Genomic DNA, 17,455 nt, shown 5'->3' on the forward strand with positions numbered 1-17,455 from the left:
CGAGCGCGCCCACCCCGCCGCCGCCGCCGCGTGGGCGCGACTGTGGCGTCGGCGCCGCATTCCGCGAACGGGCGCCGGTCCCTACACTGGACGGCGTCCGCGGCCGATACTCGTCATCGACCGCCAGTTCTGCGGACAACCGAAACGGCCAACCGAGTGCCCGTGCGTCCCGTCTCCGACCGTCAGGTCTACCCCATCGCCCTCGCCGGCACGCGCGCCGTGCCCCCGGCGTCGCCGTACGCGGCGCGCGCCTACGGCGAGGCCACGCGGGTGGGTGAGCGCCAGTCGCCGGCCCCTCGCGACCGGCGCCCCGAGACGGCGGCCGCGGATGCCGGCCGCGCCCTGCTCGCCGCGCGCCCCGCGGCCCCGGGCGTCGAGACCGAGGTGTCGATCCGCATGTACGCCGACGGCGGCAGCATCTCGGTCGTGCGCCATCTGCGCGGCGGCGAGACGGTGGGGATCGAGGCGCTCATTCGCTGAGACGCGGCGCCCTCCTCCCGCCTGGCGGGTGACGACGAAGGGCCGGCTTCCGTGTGGAGGCCGGCCCTTTCGATTGCTGCGTGCATCGTGCTGCGTGCTGCGTGAGGGGCGACCCAAGCGGCCGTTCACGCAGCACGCAGCACGCAGCATCATTCGTACAGATCTCCGACGTCCGCCGCCGCCAGCTCCACCAGGAACCCGCCGATCCGCTCCGACACGACGTCGAGGAAGCGCGCGCCGCGCTCCGGCGTCGCCGCGCGCGGATCGCCGATCCCGGTGTCCGCGGTGACCGTCGTCCACGGGCGCGGCGCCCACGCCCAGCGCTCGCGCAGCCCCGCCACCTTCGGCCGCCGCTCGCGGCCCGGGCCCGCCTCGTCCAGCGGGCGCACGAGCGCCGGCGCGACGTGCTGCATCACGCTCGTCTCCAGCTCGCCCGCGTGGTCGCCCGGCTCGTCGAAGTAGGGGCGCGCGTCCACCACCTGCCACCAGTTCACCGCGCACACGAACACCGACGTCCGCGGCACCAGCTCGCGGATCATCGTCTTGAAGTCGTTGCCGCCGTGCCCGTTCAGGATCACGAGCTTGCGCACGCCCTGCCCCTCGAGCGCCGACACGAGGTCGCGCAGGATCGCGGCCTGCGTCGACGGATGCACGTTGAGGCACAGCTTCAGGTCGAGCTGCGTCGTCTGCACGCCGAACGGCACCGTCGGCAGCACGACCACGCGCGCCCCCGCCTCCCACGCGCGCCGCGCCGACTCCGCGGCCACCGCGTCGCACTGGATGTTGTCGGTCGCGTACGGCAGGTGGTAGTTGTGCGGCTCGGTCGCGCCCCACGGCAGGACGGCGACCTCGTACGACGTGTCGGCGACGGTGCGCCACGTCGACTCGGCGAGGATGTAGGGACGGGTCATGCCGTCGAACCTAGAGCGTCGAGCGGTGAGCGTCGAGCGGGGAGCGTCGTCCGCAGTTCAGCGTCTGCGTCCACCAGCTCGCGTATGCGACGGTTCGCGTGGAGAGCGTGCGGCACGGATCAGGTTTGCTCGCCGCGCGAACGCTGCGACGTGGAAGGGCATGTCTCGCGACGACGCCCGTCCTGCGCACGAATGCCCGAACGCAAGAGAGCCGGCCCCACGAAGGAGCCGGCCCACGCGATCGAGCGATCAGAGCACTCAGTCCGCGGCCGTCGGCGTCGCGGGCGTCGTGCGCATCGCGAGCGTCATCCGCAGGGGCTGGCCGACGCACGTCGCGAAGTCCGCCGCCCCGCACTGCGACGTCGCGTAGCGCTCGACGTTCGCCATCACCTTGTCCGGATACGAGTGGCACCCCTTCGTGTTCGTGCCGCGCACGCACCCGTTGTAGCGCAGGAGCCCCGTGCGCACCGCGCCCTGCGGATCCGCGTCGCGCGTGCCCGCGCGGTACACGTAGTGACTCAGGATGTGCACGCCGTAGCGCAGATTCGTCTCGTCGTCGCGCAGGTCGCGGCCGAACAGCTTGCCCAGCGTCGGCACCCACACCTTCGGGTAGATCTGCATCAGCCCCACCGCGCCGACGTTCGAGCGCGCGCGCGACTTGAACGTCGTGTTCTCCGCCAGCATCACGCCGAACACCAGCGCGGGCGGGACCTTCTTGCGGTACGCCTCGCGCACCGCGAACGTCGCGATCGAGTCCGCGCGCGCCGCGTCGATGCGCCCCGTGCGCAGCAGGTCGTCCGCGAACGCGCGCCGGTCGGCCTCGAACTGCGCGCTGTTGAGCGCGGCCTCGGCATCCGCCACCGTCCACGGCGCGCGCACGGCGGCCGAATCGCGCCACGTCGTCGGCGTCCACGCCTGCTCGGCTACGCGCTGCGCGACCGTCGTGCGGCCGACGTACACGGGCTGCACCACCTGCGTGGCCACGACGATGGCCGCGATGGACGCACCCGCGAGCGCGAGCTGACCGAGCAGGGACTTCGCCATTCCGTAACGCTCCTCACACGATGGGGAACAGGCGCGACGGCGGCACGCCACCAGGGGGCGCGCCGTCGCGTCGATCGCGCACCGCTCCGCGATCGTTGCTCGATAGAACTTATCCCGCTCTTTGTGACGCACGCCGCAGATTCGCGCGGGATGGCGCCCGTTTCTGACCGCGGAGTCAGCGTCGCGCGAAGATCGCATGCGCGGCATGGTGGACCGACCCCGACCGCACGCGCGCCAGTCAATCGCGCGCGCTATGTTAGCACGGTCGGGTCCGCTCATTCGGTGACCCGCATCTCCCGTCCCCGCCCTCCGTCGTGCCCGCCCCCTCGTCGCGCGCCCAGCGTCTGGCGCTGCGCAGCCTCCAGCTCGGCGCCCTGCTCGTGGCGATCGCCGCGCTGCGCTACAAGCTGTTCGACCTCGACCGCTTCTTCGTCCCGAAGGAGCTCGCGCTGCACGCCACCGCCGCGCTCGTCGCCGCCGCGCGCCTGGCGTGGCCCGCCGTCCGCCGCCGCACACCCGACGGCTGGCACGCCGAAGGAGGCCACGCGCGCCTCACCCTCGTGGACGCCGCACTCGGCCTTTACCTGCTGCTGAGCGTCGTCAGCGCGCTGTTCGCGCAGAACCCGTGGCTCGGCGCGCGCGCCACGGCGCTCTCGCTCTCAGGTGCCGCACTCTTCTGGGGCGCGCGCGCGCTCGCCCGCGCGGGGCACGGACGCACGGTGCTGGCGGCGGTCGGCGTCGCGATCACGGTCGGGGCGGCGACGTCGCTGCTGCAGGCCTACGGTGTCGAGAGCGCGTACTTCAGCCTCAACCGCGCGCCGGGCGGCACCTTCGGCAACCGCAACTTCGTCGCGCACCTGGCCGCGATCGGCACGCCGCTGCTGGTCGGCCTCTCGCTCCGCGCGCGGTCACGTCGCCACGCCGCACTCGCCGCACTGGCCACGGGCGCGCTGGCGACCGTGCTCGTCCTCTCGCGCAGCCGCGGCGCCTGGCTCGCGGCGGCGGCCAGCGCGGTCCCGCTGCTCGTCGGCGTCTGGCGCGCCCGCCAGCTCCCGGGCGTCCGCCCGAAGCTCGGGCGCGTGCTCCTGATCGCCCTCGCCCTCGCCGGCGGCGCGACCGCGGCGCTGAAGATCCCGAACACCCTCGAGTGGAAGAGCGACTCGCCCTACCTCGACTCGGTGAAGGGCGTCGTCGACTACCGCGGCGGCAGCGGGCGCGGCCGGCTCAAGCAGTACGCGAACTCCGCCCGCATGGCGCTCGACGACCCGCTCCTGGGCGTCGGCCCGGGCAACTGGGCGACCCGCTACCCGCGCTTCGCGCCGGCCGGCGACCCGTCGCTCACCCCGGACGGCACCACCGCGAACCCCTGGCCCAGCAGCGACTGGGTCGCGATCCTCAGCGAGCGCGGCCTCCCGGCCTTCCTGGCCTTCGCCGCGGCGATCGCGGGGCTCGCCTGGTGGGCGCACCGCGCGGCCTGGCGTGCCGCCGACGCGGACCGCGCGCTCACGGGTGGCGTCTTCGGCGCGATGCTGGCGGCCACGGTCGTGGTCGGCGCGTTCGACGCGGTCCTCCTCCTCGCCGCCCCCGCCTTCTTCGCGTGGACCGCGCTCGGCGCCCTCGCCATCGAGAGCGGCGCCGTCGACGACGCGGCCCGCCCGGTCCCCTGGCCTGCCTTCGCCCGCCGCGGCGCCTGGGCCCTGCTCGGCCTGGTCGGCCTGCTGGCGTTCGGCCGCGCGGCCGGACAGGCGGGCGCGATGGCGCTCTTCAGCACGGGCCGCACGACCGCGATCGGCCGCGCCGGCGAGCTGGATCCCGGCAGCTACCGCATCCGCCTCCGGCAGGCGGAGCTGGCCGCCCGCCGCGGCCGGTGCCCGGAGGTCCGCCGCCACGCGGGCGCCGCCGCCGACCTGCTCCCCGCCGCGCCGGCGCCGCGTCGGCTGCTGGCGGCCTGCGGCGGACGCCGGCGCGCCGCTGCGGACTGAGGTACGACGTCTCGGATCTGCAGCGGGCACGCCTCAGCGCGCTGCGGAGACGGTGACCTTTGGGGAGGATACGGATGCTCCGGATGCGTCGGATCGTTCGGATCCTCCCCCGTGGCGACGACGTCCCGTGCGCCGCGCGGAGCGATCCGAAGCATCCGCTTCGATCCGGAGGATCCGCATCCTCTCCAACAGGCCAACGGGTCCGGCGCACCGCCCCCAGCGCGGAGCTTCTCGACAACCGACGGCCCCATGTGGCGCGACGGATGTCGTCGCCACATGGGGCCGTGTCTTTCCCGGGCCAGTCGTCGCGCGTCAGCGCTGGAAGCTGACCAGCTCCACCCCGCCCGAGACGTTCAGGAACTGCACGGGCGCCTCGCCCGCCAGCAGCGCCGCCGGCCAGACGGGGATCCCGGCGGTCGCCGGCCCCACCAGCTCGCTCGCCGACAGTCGCTCCATCCGGGGCCCCTCCGTCCCCTCGTCCCCTTCGGGGCGCGTGGCGACGACCGGGGGAAGCAGGACCGGCTCCCCCTCGCCGTCCGGCATCGCCACCGAGCCCAGCGACGCCATGACGAGCAGGCTGGCGGCGATGGCCATGGTCCGGCGCGATGGATAGCGCGGCGCGAACCGCTCCCGCGCCAGCTCCCGCCAGCTCGGCGTCCAGTCCACCGGGACCTCGCACTCGCCCCGGTCGATCTCCCGCAGGCGAGCCTGCAGGCGCGCGGTGAAGTCGGCGGACGGGGCGACGGGCGGCAGGTTCCGCGCGCAGAGCAGGGCCCGCCGGACGCTGGTGTCGAGCGCGGCGCAGGCCGCGCACTCGCGGAGATGGCGCTCCGCCGGGACGAGCAGGTCGCCCGGCAGGGTGTCGTCGAGGTACGCGAGGTGATGTCGGCGGAAAGCGCTACAGTCCATGATGCGGAGCCAGCGGGACGCCTGGGCTCCGGGATGTTCCGGAGCGGCGGTGAGTCTGCAGCGTGTACCCACCGTATCGCAAGCCGTTCCGAGCCTGCACGAAGTGCGGGCGAGGAACCTCGCGAAAGCCTTCGGCTACCGCCGAGCACGAAGTGCGGGCGAGGAACCTCGCGAAAGCTCCAGCGGGCGCCGCCTTCACCCCTCTCCCCGCTTCTCCGCCACCCGCACCCGCAGGGCCTTCGCCCCACGCCGGTCCGCGGCCTTCCCGGCCGCCCGCGCGACCGCGTCCCGCCGCCGCTCCAGCTGCGCCAGCTCGCGCCCCAGCGCCTCCCAGCTCGCCAGCCGATCGGCCGGCAGCCGCCCGTCGGCCACCGCCGCCAGCACCGCGCATCCCGGCTCGCGGCGATGCCCGCAGTCGGCGAACCGGCATTCCAGAGCCAGCGTCGCGACATCGCCGAATGTCTGCCCCAGTGCCGTCGCCTCCTCGTCTCCGCCATCCGCCCACAGCGCCAGCGCCCGGAGACCCGGCGTGTCGATGATCGCAGCGCCGCCAGGGAGCGCGACGAGCTCGCGGTGAGTCGTGGTATGGCGCCCCGCCCCATCCCAGCGGAGCCCGTTCGTGCGCAGGTGCTCGCGTCCGAGCAGATGGTTCGTGAGCGTGGACTTGCCTGCCCCGGATGCACCGAGCAGGACCACCGTCGCGCCAGGTACGAGCCAGTGATCCAACACGTGGAGCCCATGCCGGTCATGGACGGAGATCGGGACGACCTCGACCCCCGCGGCGGCTCCGGATGCCGCGGCGACTGCCGCGTCCGGGTCGGCGCACAGGTCCATCTTCGTCAGCAGGACCACCGGGAGGGCGCCGCTCTCCCAGACGAGCGTGACCTCGCGCTCGATGCGTCGCGGATTCACCGCGCGGTCGGCCGGCACGACGACGAACGCCACGTCGACGTTGGCGGCGAGCGCCTGCTGCCGGCTGGTGCCGTCCGTGGCGCCGCGGCGGAGCAGGCTGCGACGGGGGAGCACGCCGGTGATGCGTGCCAGGCCGTCGGCGGCGTCGGGGTCGAGCGCGACCTGGTCGCCGACCACCGGGTGCGCGTCGGGCGACGGGTCGCGCGCCAGCCGACCCGAGAGGATGGCGGGGCGAGCGTCGTGCTCGCCTGGCCGGGACGGATCGGCGATCAGCCAGCGGCCGCGGTGCTGCGCGACCACGCGGCCGGTCGGCGCGCTGGAGGTTGAGCCATGCGGGGAAGGAGTGCGACCCGGCTGGGGGTCGGGCGTGCGCGTCGCCGTCATGCGAGGGCTCCGGACGCGCGGCAGGGCGCCGCGCGGGAAGGTGGGCGGGCCCGACCACGGAATGTGGCGGGCGCGAAGGACACCTCCCGGCTGCGGCCGGGTGCGCGGGGGCGGCCGGCTCGACCCCGCGGAAACGGGGGAGCCGGCGCGACGCATCAGGAGCCGGAGCGGGTGCTCCGGGGTGGAGCGTCCGCCGTCAGCGCGCCCGGCGCGGGGCCGGGGCGACGGCGGAGGGGACGGCGAGCAGCGACAGCGGCGCCTCAGGCGAGGGGATGGGCGCCGGCGGCCGGCGCCCGCAGCCAAGATGGGGAGCCCGGGCCCGCACGGCAACGTGGCGGACCCGCACGACGAACGGCAGCAGGGAGAAGATCTGACAAAATCGGATGACGACGGATGGCTCCGCAGGGTGCGAGGTTCCTCGCCCTCCACTGGAGCCATCCGTCGTCATCAGACCTTATCCGACGTTCATCCTTGCCAATGCCGTTCGCCGTTCAGGCCCGGCGCGCCGGAAACGACACGAGCGCCCGGATGGCGATTGCCACCCGGGCGCTCGTGCGCCGTCGCCGACCAGGCCCGGTCAGCGCAGCTTCGGCTCGATCAGCTCCGCGAAGGAGGCGCGGGCGCGGTTGAGGCGCGACTTCACGGTCCCGAGGTTGGTCGAGGTGATCTCCGCGATCTCCTCGTAGCTCTTCCCCTCGAGCTCGCGCAGCACGAACACCTCGCGGTGGTGCGCCGGCAGCTTCGCGACGCTCTCCTCGACCAGCTCGCGGAGGTGCCGCTTGCGGTAGAGGTCGTCCGGACGCGAGTTCAGGTCCTCGAACTGCAGCGGCCGGTCGTCGTCCTGCCAGTTCTTCTTGATCGTCTGGAAGAGCACGAGCGGATTGCGCGAGCGGTTGCGCAGCTCGTTCTTCGCCAGGTTGGACGCGATCGTGTAGATCCAGGTCGAGAACTTCTTCGACCGGTCGAAGCGACCGATGTGCCGGTACACGCGGATGAACACCTCCTGGACGAGGTCCTCCGCCTTCTCCCGGTCGCCGATCGTGCGGTAGATGAAGTTGAGGAGCCGGCTCTGGTACCGCGTCACCAGCTCCTGGAACGCCCGCTCCTCCCCGCCCAGGAACGCCGCGACGACGTCCCCGTCGTCGAGCGATCGGAGCTGCTCCCTGACGGCCGCGCCCATGAGCGCCGTATTCCGCTGCAGTGCGACCTCAGCCATGTGTGCTCCCCCGATTCCAGCGTCTGTCCAGCCTTCCCCCCGGTCGCCCGTCGCCGAGTCGTCGGTCGGACCCACCCCACTGGGTTGGCACCTTGCGTGCCCGCCCACCGCATCCGGCTAGAAGCGCCCAAGCTCTTGCATTGCTTGCACTTCCAGAGATCCCGGACGCCCTGCAATATACCGAAGATCGACCGAATTGTCCAACTTCGGCGACACCTCGTGAGACACGACGGCGGGGACACTGTTAAGACGTCAGAACCCCGCTGCCATGCACGCAGAGGGCTGCCCGGGCGCCCCCGCCGAACGAACCGGGCATAGTGAAACGCACGACCGGCGCGTGCCGTGTCGTGCGTCACCCGGGGTCGCCCCCTCCCTGCGCCCCGCGGCCCGCGGCCGCTGCGCTCCCGTCTACCGCTTCAATGGCCGCTCACCGGCCGGCCCGGAAGCCGGCCGCGAAGAGCAGCCCGACGATCGACTTCCCGTCCCGGATCTCGCCTGCCTCGATCATCGCGAGCGCGCCGGAGAGCGTCATCGTCTCGACGGTGAGGAACTCGTCAGCCTCGCGCTGGTGGGCCCCCATCGTCAGCCCTTCGGCCAGGTAGATGTGGATCCGCTCGTCGCAGAAGCCGGGCGTCGGGAAGAAGGTCGTCAGCCGTTCGACACGCGCGGCGGTGCAGCCGGTTTCCTCCTGCAGCTCGCGGCGGGCGCACACCTCGGGGTCCTCGTCGCCGTCGAGCTTCCCGGCGGGGATCTCGTACAGCCAGCCGCCGGTCGCGTAGCGATACTGCTTGATCAGCAGCACCTGCGGGTCCTCGCCGCGCACGTCGCTGAGGAAGGGCACGACCGCGCAGGCGCCCGGATGGCGGAAGATCTCCATCTCGCCGGTCGAGCCGTCGGGAAAGCGCACCGTGTCGACGTCCAGCGCGACCATGCGCCCGGTGTGCACGCGCCGCGTGGCGATCTGCCCGGGCTCCTGCGCCGGCGCCGAGCCGTCCGGGGACTTCGCGTCGTCGCTCATGTGGCTCTCCTCGCTCAGGCGCGCGCGCGCTTGGCGCCGGCCTTCTTCGCCCCCGCCTTCTTCGCGCCGCGCTTGGCGGCGCTGCCCGTCTTCGCACCCGTCTTCTTCGCGCCCACCTGCTTCGCGCGCGACGTCTTCGTGCCGCCGTTCTTCGCCGACGACTTCTTCGCGCCCTTCTTCGCGCCCTTCTTCGCCGCGGCGCGCTTGCGCTTGGGCGGGGCGAGGATGGTCCCGCGGCACTTCGGGGAGCCGCAGAGGCAGCGGTAGAACTCCTCGTCCTCCTTCGTGTGCTCGGGCGTGCGCTCGTACTGGTAGTCGTAGGTCAGCTCGGTCCCCGGCGCCATCGCCTTCTTGGCGTAGATGAAGATCCGGCCGTCCTCGATCACCGCCTCGCAGTTCGGGTCGCACGCGTGGTTGATGAAGCGCGACTCGTTGCCGCCGCGCTTCCCGTCGATGCACGTGTCCTCGTCGACGGTGAAGAGGAAGGTGTGGTGGCGCCCCATCCCGTCCTCCTCGTAGCGGCGGTCGCCCTCCTCGGGGGTGATGCGCTCGCCCGTGTACTCGATCAGGCGCTGGCCGGCGCGGATGCGCCGCGTGGCGAAGGCGCCGCGGCCCTGGATGTCGGACTTGCGGATCTCGAACGGAAGCGACGACGCGGAGCGGGTGGGCACGGCGGGATGGGCGGTGTGGTGACGGTCTGATGGCGCACGATGCGCGCGGGTGACCGCGGTGACCGCGGTGACCGCGGGTGACGCGGGCGGTCCGAACGCGCACAAGATATGCGCGCGGCGCACGGGCTGCGCCGGCGTTGCGTCCGCGCACGCGCAGGGACATGTTCGCGCACCACACGCCTGTGAGCGCATCCATGCCCGCCTCGCCCCGGATCACCCGGCTCGCCCGCCTCGCGCCGCTCGGCGCCGTCCTCCTGGTCGGCTGCGCGTCGGCGCCCGCCGCCTCCACCATCGAGACCACTGGCAAGCGCCGCGAGATGGTGGCCGTCGGCGAGCAGGTGGTCGTGCTGGAGCCCACGGTCGCCCGCGCGATCCGCGAGGAGCTGGCGCTGCCGGCCGATCGGGCCTGGGCGCTGCTCCCGCTCGCGTACGAGGCGCTCGGCCTTCCGCTGACGACGCTCGACAGCGAGCGGCGCCTGATCGGCGCCGGCGGCGTGCGCGCCCAGGGGCGGCTGGGCGGCGCGTGGCTGAGCCGCTACGTGGACTGCGGCACCGCGGCCACCGGCCTCGCCAACGCGGACAGCTACGCCGTGACGCTCGACGTGGTGACCCAGGTGGACGGACGGGCCGACGGCGCGAACGCGGGCCTCAGCACCGCCATCCGCGCCAGCGGCCGCCCCACGTCGACGAGCACGAGCAATCCGGTGAACTGCGTCAGCCGCGGCACCCTCGAGCGCCGGCTCGCGGAGGTCGTGCGCGAGCGCGCGGCGGCGACGCCATGACGTGACCTGACGGCTGCGTGCTGCGTGCACGGCCTCGGGACGCTTCGGCGCTCCGGGGCCGTTGACCTTTGGGGAGGATACGGATGCTCCGGATCGAGCGGATCCTTCGGATCGCTCCGCTCGGGCACACGGGACGTCGCTGCCACGCGGGACGATCCGCAGCATCCGCGGCATCCGAAGCATCCGCGTCCTCTCCAAAGGCAGCAGGGGTCCGGCGCGCGAGCCCCGGAACGACATTGGACAGGAGGACGAAGAGGCTCCGCACCGGCGCATGGGACAGCGCGCCGCGCGGAGCCTCCTGGTCATCCTGTCATCCTGTCTCGTGCTGTTCGCCGTTCACGCAGCACGCAGCACGCAGCCTGCGTCTCGATCAGCCCTCCTCGGGCTCCGTGAGGAGCAGCGGCCCGAACTCCAGCGCCTCGAGCGGCGCGCGCAGCGCCTCCGGATCGCCCGCCACCAGCAGCTGCAGCCGGTCCGGATGGAGATGCTCGGCCGCCACGCGCTGGACGTCGGCCGCGGTCACCGCGCGGATGCGGCCGCGGTAGGCGTCGAAGTAGTCGTCGGGCAGCCCGTAGAGCGTGAGGTTCGCGAGCGCGCCCGCGATCGCCGCCGTCGTCTCGTAGCGGATCGGGAAGACGCCGTCGAGGTAGCTCGTCGCGAGCGACAACTCCTCCGGCGCGACCGGCTCCGTGCGGATGCGGTCGATCTCCGAGAGCACCTCGCGCGCGGCCGCGGCGGTGGACTCGCTCTGCACCGCGCTCGCGACGACGAACGGGCCCGCCTGCACGCGCCAGTCGAAGCCCGAGTGCGCGCCGTACGTGTAGCCGTGCCGCTCGCGCAGGTTGAGGTTCACGCGCGAGTTGAACAGCCCGCCCAGGATCGCGTTCATCACGACGAGCGGGAAGTAGTCGGGGTGCGAGCGCGGCACGCCGACGTGCCCCACGCGCAGCTCGCTCTGCTGCGCGTCGGCCTTCGCGACGAGGTGCGTGCGCCGCTCCGTCGCCGCGGCGCGGTCGTCCGCCGCCGCGCGCGGCGCCGCCTCACCCGTCCAGTCGCCGAGCGTGCGCCGGGCGAGCGCTTCGGCGGCGTCGAGGGTGATGTCGCCGGCCACCACCAGCGTCGTCGCCGACGGGCGGTAGCGCGCGGCGTGGAACGCCGCGACGTCGTCACGCGTGAGCGCCGGCACGCTCGTGCGGCTGCCGCCCTCGGGGTGCGCGTAGCGCGAGTCGGGCGCGTACACCGCGCGCGCGAACGCCTCGTCGGCGAGGCCGCGCGGCTCGGTGGCGAGGTGCATCAGCTCCGCGATGCGCTCCGCCTTCAGGCGCTCGATCTCGCGCTCGGGGAAGACGGGGCGCGTGAGCACGTCGGCGAAGAGCGCGAACGCCTCGTCGACGTGGCGCGTGAGCGTCGTCAGCGAGACGAGCGCGCCATCCCAGTCCGCGCCCGCGTCGAGCGACGCGCCCAGACGCTCGACGCGCTGCGCGAGCGCGACGGCGTCGAGCGACGTGGTGCCCTCGGTGAGCGCGTGCGCCGCGAGCTGCGCGAGCCCCTCACGGCCTTGCGGGTCGCACGTCGCGCCCGCGTCCACCACCGCGACGACGGAGACGACGGGCAGCTTGTGGACGGGCGCGACGAGCAGGCGCATCCCGTTGTCGAGCGTGCGGCGCTCGAAGCGGGGGAAGTGATACGGTCGTGGAGCGGCCGGCTCCGGGCGCGGCGGAGCGTCGAGCGGCGAGCGGCGAGCGGCGAGCGTGGGGTTCGTCATCGGTCAGCCCTCCGCCCCGACATTCGCCACAGCGCTCTCGACGCTCGCCGCTCGCCGCTCGTCGCTTCCTTCCTTCGGCACGTAGATCAGGAACGCCCGATTGTCCTCCCCCATCCGCTCGCGCGCGAAGGCGTGCACCGCCTCCGCGGTGACGGCGCGGTAGCGCTCGACCTGCACGTTCACCAGCTCGGGCGCGCCGAAGTAGGTCGTGAAGCGCGACAGCTGGTCGGCGCGGTCCCCGGCGGACTGGAGGCCGAGGACGAAGCCGCTCTCGACGAGCGCCATGGCGCGCGCCATCTCGTCCGCCGTCGGGCCGTCGGCGACGAGGCGGTCCACCTCCGCCACCAGCGCCGCCTCGAGCGCGGCGAGCTCGGTCTCGGGGCGCGCGACCGCGTCGAGCACGAGCAGGTCGCTCCCCTTCGCGAGGTCGTAGGTGAACGCGCTCACCTCGCTCGCCACCTGCCGCTCGCGCACGAGCGCGCGGTACAGGCGGCTCCCCTGGCGCAGCCCGAGGATCGCGGCGGCGACGCTGGCCGCGTAGTGGCCGTCGGTGCCGAAGGGCGGGATGCGGAAGGCGAGGAAGATGCGTGACAGCACGACGTCGTCGGGCACGATCTCGCGGCGCTCGCCGCCGAAGGTCGGCGGCAGCGTCATGGGCGGCAGCGGCGGGCGCGGGCCGCCGCGCGGGATGGGCGCGAACAGCTCGTCGATGAGGCGCTTCGCCTCCGCGGGCTCGAAGTCGCCGGCGACGGTGAGGACGGCGTTGTCGGGGACGTAGTAGGTCGCGAAGAAGCCGGCGACGTCCTCGAGCGACGCGGCGTCGAGATCCTCGAAGCTGCCGATGAGCGAGTGGTGGAACGGGTGCTCGGGTGGGAAGCAGAGCGCGGGCAGCTTCTCCCACCAGGTGCCGTAGGGCTGGTTGTCGACGGACCAGCGGCGCTCGTTCTTCACGACGTCGCGCTGCGTGTCGAGCTTCTGCTGCGTCATCGCGGGGAGCAGCCGCGCCATGCGGTCGGCCTCGAGCCAGAGCGCGATCGCCAGCTGGTTGCTGGGGACGGTCTCGTAGTAGTTGGTGCGGTCGAGCCAGGTGGAGCCGTTGAGCGTCCCGCCCGCGCGCTGCACGAGCTCGAAGTGCTCGTTGGCGCCGACGTTGGCCGAGCCCTGGAAGAGCATGTGCTCGAACAGGTGGGCGAAGCCGGTGCGGCCGGCCCGCTCGTTGGCGGAGCCGACGTGGTACCACAGGTTCACGGCGACGATGGGCGCGGTGCGGTCTTCGGAGAGCACGACCCGGAGCCCGTTGGCGAGCGTGTACGTCTCGATGGGGATGCGCATGGGGCAAATCTGGCCGGATGCGGCGGGTTCGGATACGGCGCGTGCGGGTCGCGCGCGGACGGAAGCGACTCGGAGGAGACGGGGATCACGCGCACGGGGCGCGCCGTGGCTGCGGGGCCTCTGAAGGACCCGGCCGCGGGCACGCGCGCGGAACAGTTGGTGCGCTAGCGCACGGCTCCCATCCGCGGCGGTCCCCGATGCATCCGCTCACGACATCCACCGACTTCGAGGCGCTGCTGGACGCGCCGGTGGCGCTCGTCTACAAGCACAGCACGCGCTGCCCGATCGCGGGGATCGCGCTGGAGGAGGTCGAGCTGCTGTCGTCGCTGCGCCCGGAGCTGCCGATCCACGTGGTGGACGTGATCCGCGACCGGTCCCTGTCGCGGCAGGTGGCCGAGCGGGTGGGGATCACGCATCACTCACCGCAGGCGATCCTGCTGGTGCAGGGGCACCCCGTGTGGGCGGCGTCGCACTTCGAGGTGCGGGCGGAGACGATCGTGCGGCGGCTGGACGCGGTGGCGGCGCCGGTGCCGGAGCGGAAGGCGGGATAGGGCGGCTGCGTGCTGCGTGCTGCGTGCTGCGTGCTGCGTGTCCGCCCGCTCGGGACGCCTCTCACGCAGCACGCAGCAGATTCACCGTCCGCGCATCAGCCGCAGCAGCCCTTCGTCGGTCATCGCGCGCCAGTCGTCGGGGACGAGCCAGACGCGGCGGATGACGTCCTGCGCGTCGAAGATGAGGCAGCGTGCGCCCCGCGCGCCGGGGAGCCGGGCCGTGTCGGCCTCCCAGATCTGCCAGGTGCGGCCGGTGTCGCGGTCGGTGACCATGCGGCGGCCGGCCTGCTGTGGTTGCGGGCGTTCCTCGAGCGCGTGCTGGGGCGGCATCATCATGTCGATCGCTCCTATGCGTGCGCACCGCGCCTGGCCTTCCCTCCCGTCTCGCGTCCGTCCCGTCGGGTGGTCGCGTGGTCGGAGTCGTGGAGTGCCGGCTGCTGGTGGGGACGTGCCTCGCTTCCTCGGGATGAACGACGGATCGCTCGTGGGACCGCTCGTGGGACCGCTCGTGGGACCGCTCGTGTGACGGGCGCGGCCGCGTGGCACGCCGCGAGCCGGACCGACGGGCAGTGGCGAGTTCCAGGCCACCGTGCACCGGCACACGGAAAATCGCGGTGCCGCGCCGTTCGTCCGTATCGCGCGGACGCGTCGCGGCGCCGCGTCGGGCGCCGTGCCTGGCTCATCCGTGGGCACGACATTCGCATGACTGCCCCGATGCCGACCGGGTGGTCGGTCCCCACGCAGCGCGGGCTCCGGACGACGTCGTCCGGAGCCCGCGTGCGTCTCGGACAGCGACGCGGCCGGCGTCACTCCATCAAGAAGTGGCGGATGATCGCGTCGACCACGCTCGGCGGGAGCGCGGCGGTCTCCGCCCAGCCGGCGTGCAGCGGGATCGTGACGGGCGCCTGTCCGTCGATCTCGCAGTGGATGACGGGAGCGGCCGGGTCGGGCCCGCTGGCGCCGGCGTCGCGCCGCGCCTCGAGCCGACAGCGCCGGCCGTCGGGGAGCGTGAGTTCGATCATGCCGCGGGAGGGAGGAGCGGAGGCGGCGACGGTGGGAGTCGGAAGACCGACCTCTTCCATGATAACGACCGCGCGTGCCATACGTTTCGCATGCTCCGCCTCCGCCCCCTGACCTGGCCGCAGGACCGCGACGCGCTGGCCCGACTGGACGTGTCTTTCGCCACAGCCGTCGTCGACGCCGTGGAGCGGCGCGGCCCGCTGGAGCTCGCGCTGGTCGAGCGCCGGGTCGATCCGCCGCTGACGAAGCGCTACGCGGTGGACTGGGATGCGGTCGCCGCCGCGCCGCACGTCACGGTGGCCGAGCGTGACGGGATGGTGGTCGGGGTGGCGGCGGTGACGTGGCAGGCGTGGAACCGGCGCGCCGAGCTGTCGCACCTGTACGTGGACGCGGCGGCGCGCGGGCGCGGCGTGGGGGCTGGCCTGCTGCGTGCGGCCGAGGCGGCGGCGCGGTCGATGGGCGCGCGCCGCCTGTGGGTGGAGACGCAGCAGGTGAACGCGCCGGCGATCCGCTTCTACCTGCGGGAGGGGTTCACGTGCTGCGGGTGGGACGCGGCGCTGTACGAGGACGAGCGGGAGGTCGCGGTGTTCTTCGTGGCGCCGACGACGTGAGGGCTGCGGGCTGCGGGCAGCGGATCCTGCTCCGTGCACGGCGCGCCGGACCCGAACGGCAACGGCAGCAAGGATGAAAGTCTGAGAAGATCTGATAACGACGGAGGGCTCCGATGGAGGGCGAAATCCCTCGCCGCCCCGCGGAGCCATCCGCTCTTATCAGATCTTGTCCGATCTTCATCCTTGCAAATGCAGTTCGGAGCTCCCGAGCAGGCAGCGCTCTACCGATCCGCCCCCTCGTCCGCGCGCGTCTCCGTGAACCACACGACCGGGATCTTCACCGACTCGCGCAGCATGTAGCCCAGCGCGGCGCTGCGGTGGGCGGAGATGGGGCTGGTGCGCGTGGGCGACGTGTACGCGATGATGCCGTAGCGGCGCGCCAGCATGCGCAGGCGCAGCATGTGGAACGGATCGCTGACGAGGATCGCGGTGCGCGCGGGCGGCGCTGCCGGCGCGACCTCGCCGCGCGACTCGAGGCGCGCGCCGGCGATCGAGGTGTCGCGCGACGGCGTGTCGCGCACGGGCGTGCTCCGCGCGGGCGCGGCGGCGGCCGTGCGCTCCAGCTCCGCGAGCAGCGCCGCGGCCGCGCGCATCGACTCGGCCGTCGTGCGCCCCTCGCTCTCCATGAGGATCGCGCTGTCGGGCACTCCGTGCTGCACCGCGTAGCGGCGGCCGGTCGCGGCCTCGCTGGTGCGGTCGCCCTCGCGGCGGCCGCCGGTGACGATGAGGTGCGGCGCGAGCCCGCGGTGCCAGAGCGCGATCGCGTGGTCGAGGCGCGCGCGCAGCACCGGCGACGGGCGGCCGTCGTACTGTGCGGCGCCGAGGACGATGATGGCCGCGGCGGGGCGGGCGCCGTCGCGGTTGGCGACCGCGAAGACGGCGACCAGCGCGCCGGCCCACGTGCCGACGATCAGCAGCAGCGCGGCCAGGAGCACGCGCAGCAGCACGCCGCCGCGCCGGCGATGCAGGCCGGGGCGCCGCCGACGGGTCCCGCTCATTCGGCCAGGTTGAGGACCGAGAGCCAGAACACGTCGAACCGCAGGCGCAGGTTGGCCTCGGGCTCGATGCTCGCCTCGACCGCGAGGCCGTCGGCGAGCGCGACCCACACGTCGCCCATCAGCGGCGCGGGGAGGCGTGGGCGCAGCGAGAGGCCGTCGAACAGGCGCTCGATGGTCTGCGTGGCCTGCGCGCGGCGCAGCTCGCGGGAGCGCCGCACGGCCTCGTGCACCGGCGCGCCGCGCTCCTGCCCCAGGCCGACGAGCGCGCGCAGGCGGCCGCTCGTGAGCTCCCCTTCGAGCCAGAGCCAGAGCGCGTCGAGCTGGCTGGTGGCATCGGTGTCGTCGAGCGCCAGCGCCTCGCCCTGGATCAGCGCGCCCGAGAGCCAGTCGGCGAGCCGCGCGAGGAGCTCGTCGCGGTCGCGGAAGTGGTAGTGGATGAGCGCCTTGCTGACGCCCGCCGCGTCGGCGACGGCCTGCATGCTGACCTGCGCCACGCCGAGCGCGCCCGCGCACTCCGCGGCGGCGGCGAGGATCCGATCGGCGGCGTTGCCGCGGGCGCGCGGTGCGGCGGGCATGCCGCAACGTAACGCACGGGGCGTACTCGGGAACGGGTCAGCCCGCTACGAGCTGCGTGCGGCGTGCTGCGTGTCCGATCGCTCGGGACGCGTCGGTCCGCCGGACCTCTCTGCCTATTGGGGAGGATGCGGATGCTTCGGATCGGAACGGATCGTTCGGATCGCTCCTGGGAATGCAGGGGACGTCGCCACCACGCGGAGCGATCCGGCTCATCCGCTCAATCCGGAGCATCCGCATCCCTCCAATAGCAAAACGGGACCGGCGCGCCGGGCCCGAACGGCGAACGGGATCTG

General features: G+C 73.5%; 18 protein-coding genes. 5 read left to right on the forward strand and 13 right to left on the reverse strand.

Annotation, left to right across the window (positions count from 1 at the left end; genetic code table 11):
• Positions 1 to 162: 162 nt before the first annotated feature.
• Positions 163 to 480 (forward strand): hypothetical protein, encoded by a 318-nt coding sequence (locus rosag_RS11595; protein WP_284350294.1) that lies wholly within the window; start codon positions 163 to 165, stop codon positions 478 to 480.
• A 149-nt stretch (positions 481 to 629) separates the two neighbouring features.
• On the opposite strand, the gene rosag_RS11600 is transcribed toward rosag_RS11595, so the two are convergent.
• Together rosag_RS11600 and rosag_RS11605 are read right to left on the reverse strand one after the other, a co-directional pair.
• Positions 630 to 1,391 carry a creatininase family protein gene (locus rosag_RS11600; RefSeq protein ID WP_284350295.1) on the reverse strand — a complete coding sequence of 254 codons (762 nt, stop codon included), beginning with the start codon at positions 1,389 to 1,391 and terminating at the stop codon, positions 630 to 632.
• 258 nt (positions 1,392 to 1,649) lie between these two features.
• Positions 1,650 to 2,435 carry a lytic transglycosylase domain-containing protein gene (locus tag rosag_RS11605; protein ID WP_284350296.1) on the reverse strand — a complete coding sequence of 262 codons (786 nt, stop codon included), beginning with the start codon at positions 2,433 to 2,435 and terminating at the stop codon, positions 1,650 to 1,652.
• A gap of 314 nt (positions 2,436 to 2,749) precedes the next feature.
• On the opposite strand from rosag_RS11605, the gene rosag_RS11610 reads away from it, so the two are divergent.
• Positions 2,750 to 4,417, forward strand: coding sequence for an O-antigen ligase family protein (locus tag rosag_RS11610; protein ID WP_284350297.1), 1,668 nt, complete (start codon positions 2,750 to 2,752; stop codon positions 4,415 to 4,417).
• Positions 4,418 to 4,729: 312 nt separating this feature from the next.
• Here the strand turns inward: rosag_RS11610 and rosag_RS11615 are convergent, their stop codons facing one another.
• From rosag_RS11615 to rosag_RS11635, 5 genes are all read right to left on the reverse strand, one after another.
• A complete protein-coding gene (locus tag rosag_RS11615; RefSeq protein WP_284350298.1) occupies positions 4,730 to 5,326 on the reverse strand; it encodes a hypothetical protein in 597 nt (198 codons plus the stop codon).
• A gap of 195 nt (positions 5,327 to 5,521) precedes the next feature.
• Entirely contained in the window at positions 5,522 to 6,622 is a 1,101-nt protein-coding gene (rsgA, locus tag rosag_RS11620; RefSeq protein WP_284350299.1) for a ribosome small subunit-dependent GTPase A, read from the reverse strand.
• A gap of 577 nt (positions 6,623 to 7,199) precedes the next feature.
• On the reverse strand, positions 7,200 to 7,838 hold the full coding sequence (locus tag rosag_RS11625; protein ID WP_284350300.1) for a sigma-70 family RNA polymerase sigma factor: 639 nt from the start codon (positions 7,836 to 7,838) through the stop codon (positions 7,200 to 7,202).
• A 427-nt stretch (positions 7,839 to 8,265) separates the two neighbouring features.
• Positions 8,266 to 8,856 (reverse strand): NUDIX hydrolase, encoded by a 591-nt coding sequence (locus tag rosag_RS11630; protein ID WP_284350301.1) that lies wholly within the window; start codon positions 8,854 to 8,856, stop codon positions 8,266 to 8,268.
• 14 nt (positions 8,857 to 8,870) lie between these two features.
• Complete coding sequence (locus rosag_RS11635) at positions 8,871 to 9,527, reverse strand: SET domain-containing protein (RefSeq protein WP_284350302.1); 657 nt, start codon at positions 9,525 to 9,527, stop codon at positions 8,871 to 8,873.
• Between the two features lie 194 nt (positions 9,528 to 9,721).
• Between rosag_RS11635 and rosag_RS11640 the strand changes: the two genes are divergently transcribed.
• Positions 9,722 to 10,309: a hypothetical protein gene (locus rosag_RS11640; RefSeq protein ID WP_284350303.1), complete on the forward strand. Its 588-nt coding sequence runs from the start codon at positions 9,722 to 9,724 to the stop codon at positions 10,307 to 10,309.
• 370 nt (positions 10,310 to 10,679) lie between these two features.
• Here the strand turns inward: rosag_RS11640 and rosag_RS11645 are convergent, their stop codons facing one another.
• Together rosag_RS11645 and rosag_RS11650 are read right to left on the reverse strand one after the other, a co-directional pair.
• The gene (locus rosag_RS11645) at positions 10,680 to 12,074 is read right to left on the reverse strand and encodes a M16 family metallopeptidase (protein WP_284350304.1); all 1,395 of its coding nucleotides are present in this window, start codon (positions 12,072 to 12,074) and stop codon (positions 10,680 to 10,682) included.
• A gap of 3 nt (positions 12,075 to 12,077) precedes the next feature.
• Positions 12,078 to 13,406, reverse strand: a complete 1,329-nt coding sequence (locus rosag_RS11650; RefSeq protein WP_284350305.1) for a M16 family metallopeptidase — start codon at positions 13,404 to 13,406, stop codon at positions 12,078 to 12,080.
• Between the two features lie 197 nt (positions 13,407 to 13,603).
• Here rosag_RS11650 and ytxJ point away from each other — a divergent pair, with 197 nt between their 5' ends.
• Complete coding sequence (gene ytxJ, locus rosag_RS11655; protein ID WP_284350306.1) at positions 13,604 to 13,957, forward strand: bacillithiol system redox-active protein YtxJ; 354 nt, start codon at positions 13,604 to 13,606, stop codon at positions 13,955 to 13,957.
• 81 nt (positions 13,958 to 14,038) lie between these two features.
• On the opposite strand, the gene rosag_RS11660 is transcribed toward ytxJ, so the two are convergent.
• Positions 14,039 to 14,293 (reverse strand): hypothetical protein, encoded by a 255-nt coding sequence (locus rosag_RS11660; RefSeq protein ID WP_284350307.1) that lies wholly within the window; start codon positions 14,291 to 14,293, stop codon positions 14,039 to 14,041.
• A 470-nt stretch (positions 14,294 to 14,763) separates the two neighbouring features.
• Positions 14,764 to 14,979, reverse strand: coding sequence for a hypothetical protein (locus rosag_RS11665; protein ID WP_284350308.1), 216 nt, complete (start codon positions 14,977 to 14,979; stop codon positions 14,764 to 14,766).
• Positions 14,980 to 15,069: 90 nt separating this feature from the next.
• On the opposite strand from rosag_RS11665, the gene rosag_RS11670 reads away from it, so the two are divergent.
• On the forward strand, positions 15,070 to 15,588 hold the full coding sequence (locus tag rosag_RS11670) for a GNAT family N-acetyltransferase (RefSeq protein WP_284350309.1): 519 nt from the start codon (positions 15,070 to 15,072) through the stop codon (positions 15,586 to 15,588).
• 221 nt (positions 15,589 to 15,809) lie between these two features.
• Here rosag_RS11670 and rosag_RS11675 read toward each other — a convergent pair whose 3' ends face one another.
• Both rosag_RS11675 and rosag_RS11680 read right to left on the reverse strand, forming a co-directional pair.
• On the reverse strand, positions 15,810 to 16,586 hold the full coding sequence (locus tag rosag_RS11675; RefSeq protein WP_284350310.1) for a YdcF family protein: 777 nt from the start codon (positions 16,584 to 16,586) through the stop codon (positions 15,810 to 15,812).
• Positions 16,583 to 17,161: a TetR/AcrR family transcriptional regulator gene (locus rosag_RS11680; RefSeq protein WP_284350311.1), complete on the reverse strand. Its 579-nt coding sequence runs from the start codon at positions 17,159 to 17,161 to the stop codon at positions 16,583 to 16,585. Before rosag_RS11680 ends, rosag_RS11675 begins: the two co-directional genes overlap by 4 nt.
• Positions 17,162 to 17,455 lie beyond the last annotated feature (294 nt).

It is taken from the genome of Roseisolibacter agri (genome assembly GCF_030159095.1).
Taxonomy (GTDB): Bacteria; Gemmatimonadota; Gemmatimonadetes; order Gemmatimonadales; family Gemmatimonadaceae; genus Roseisolibacter; species Roseisolibacter agri.

What these genes read in the sequence shown, in the direction of transcription:
- rosag_RS11650 (WP_284350305.1), bottom strand. Translation starts at nt 13,406, where the DNA reads ATGCGCATCCCCATCGAGACGTACACGCTCGCCAACGGGCTCCGGGTC.
- rosag_RS11675 (WP_284350310.1), bottom strand. Translation starts at nt 16,586, where the DNA reads ATGAGCGGGACCCGTCGGCGGCGCCCCGGCCTGCATCGCCGGCGCGGC.
- rosag_RS11615 (WP_284350298.1), bottom strand. Translation starts at nt 5,326, where the DNA reads ATGGACTGTAGCGCTTTCCGCCGACATCACCTCGCGTACCTCGACGAC.
- rosag_RS11665 (WP_284350308.1), bottom strand. Translation starts at nt 14,979, where the DNA reads ATGATCGAACTCACGCTCCCCGACGGCCGGCGCTGTCGGCTCGAGGCG.
- rosag_RS11670 (WP_284350309.1), top strand. Translation starts at nt 15,070, where the DNA reads ATGCTCCGCCTCCGCCCCCTGACCTGGCCGCAGGACCGCGACGCGCTG.
- rosag_RS11630 (WP_284350301.1), bottom strand. Translation starts at nt 8,856, where the DNA reads ATGAGCGACGACGCGAAGTCCCCGGACGGCTCGGCGCCGGCGCAGGAG.
- rosag_RS11625 (WP_284350300.1), bottom strand. Translation starts at nt 7,838, where the DNA reads ATGGCTGAGGTCGCACTGCAGCGGAATACGGCGCTCATGGGCGCGGCC.
- ytxJ (WP_284350306.1), top strand. Translation starts at nt 13,604, where the DNA reads ATGCATCCGCTCACGACATCCACCGACTTCGAGGCGCTGCTGGACGCG.
- rosag_RS11605 (WP_284350296.1), bottom strand. Translation starts at nt 2,435, where the DNA reads ATGGCGAAGTCCCTGCTCGGTCAGCTCGCGCTCGCGGGTGCGTCCATC.
- rosag_RS11660 (WP_284350307.1), bottom strand. Translation starts at nt 14,293, where the DNA reads ATGATGATGCCGCCCCAGCACGCGCTCGAGGAACGCCCGCAACCACAG.
- rosag_RS11600 (WP_284350295.1), bottom strand. Translation starts at nt 1,391, where the DNA reads ATGACCCGTCCCTACATCCTCGCCGAGTCGACGTGGCGCACCGTCGCC.
- rsgA (WP_284350299.1), bottom strand. Translation starts at nt 6,622, where the DNA reads ATGACGGCGACGCGCACGCCCGACCCCCAGCCGGGTCGCACTCCTTCC.
- rosag_RS11680 (WP_284350311.1), bottom strand. Translation starts at nt 17,161, where the DNA reads ATGCCCGCCGCACCGCGCGCCCGCGGCAACGCCGCCGATCGGATCCTC.
- rosag_RS11645 (WP_284350304.1), bottom strand. Translation starts at nt 12,074, where the DNA reads ATGACGAACCCCACGCTCGCCGCTCGCCGCTCGCCGCTCGACGCTCCG.
- rosag_RS11640 (WP_284350303.1), top strand. Translation starts at nt 9,722, where the DNA reads ATGCCCGCCTCGCCCCGGATCACCCGGCTCGCCCGCCTCGCGCCGCTC.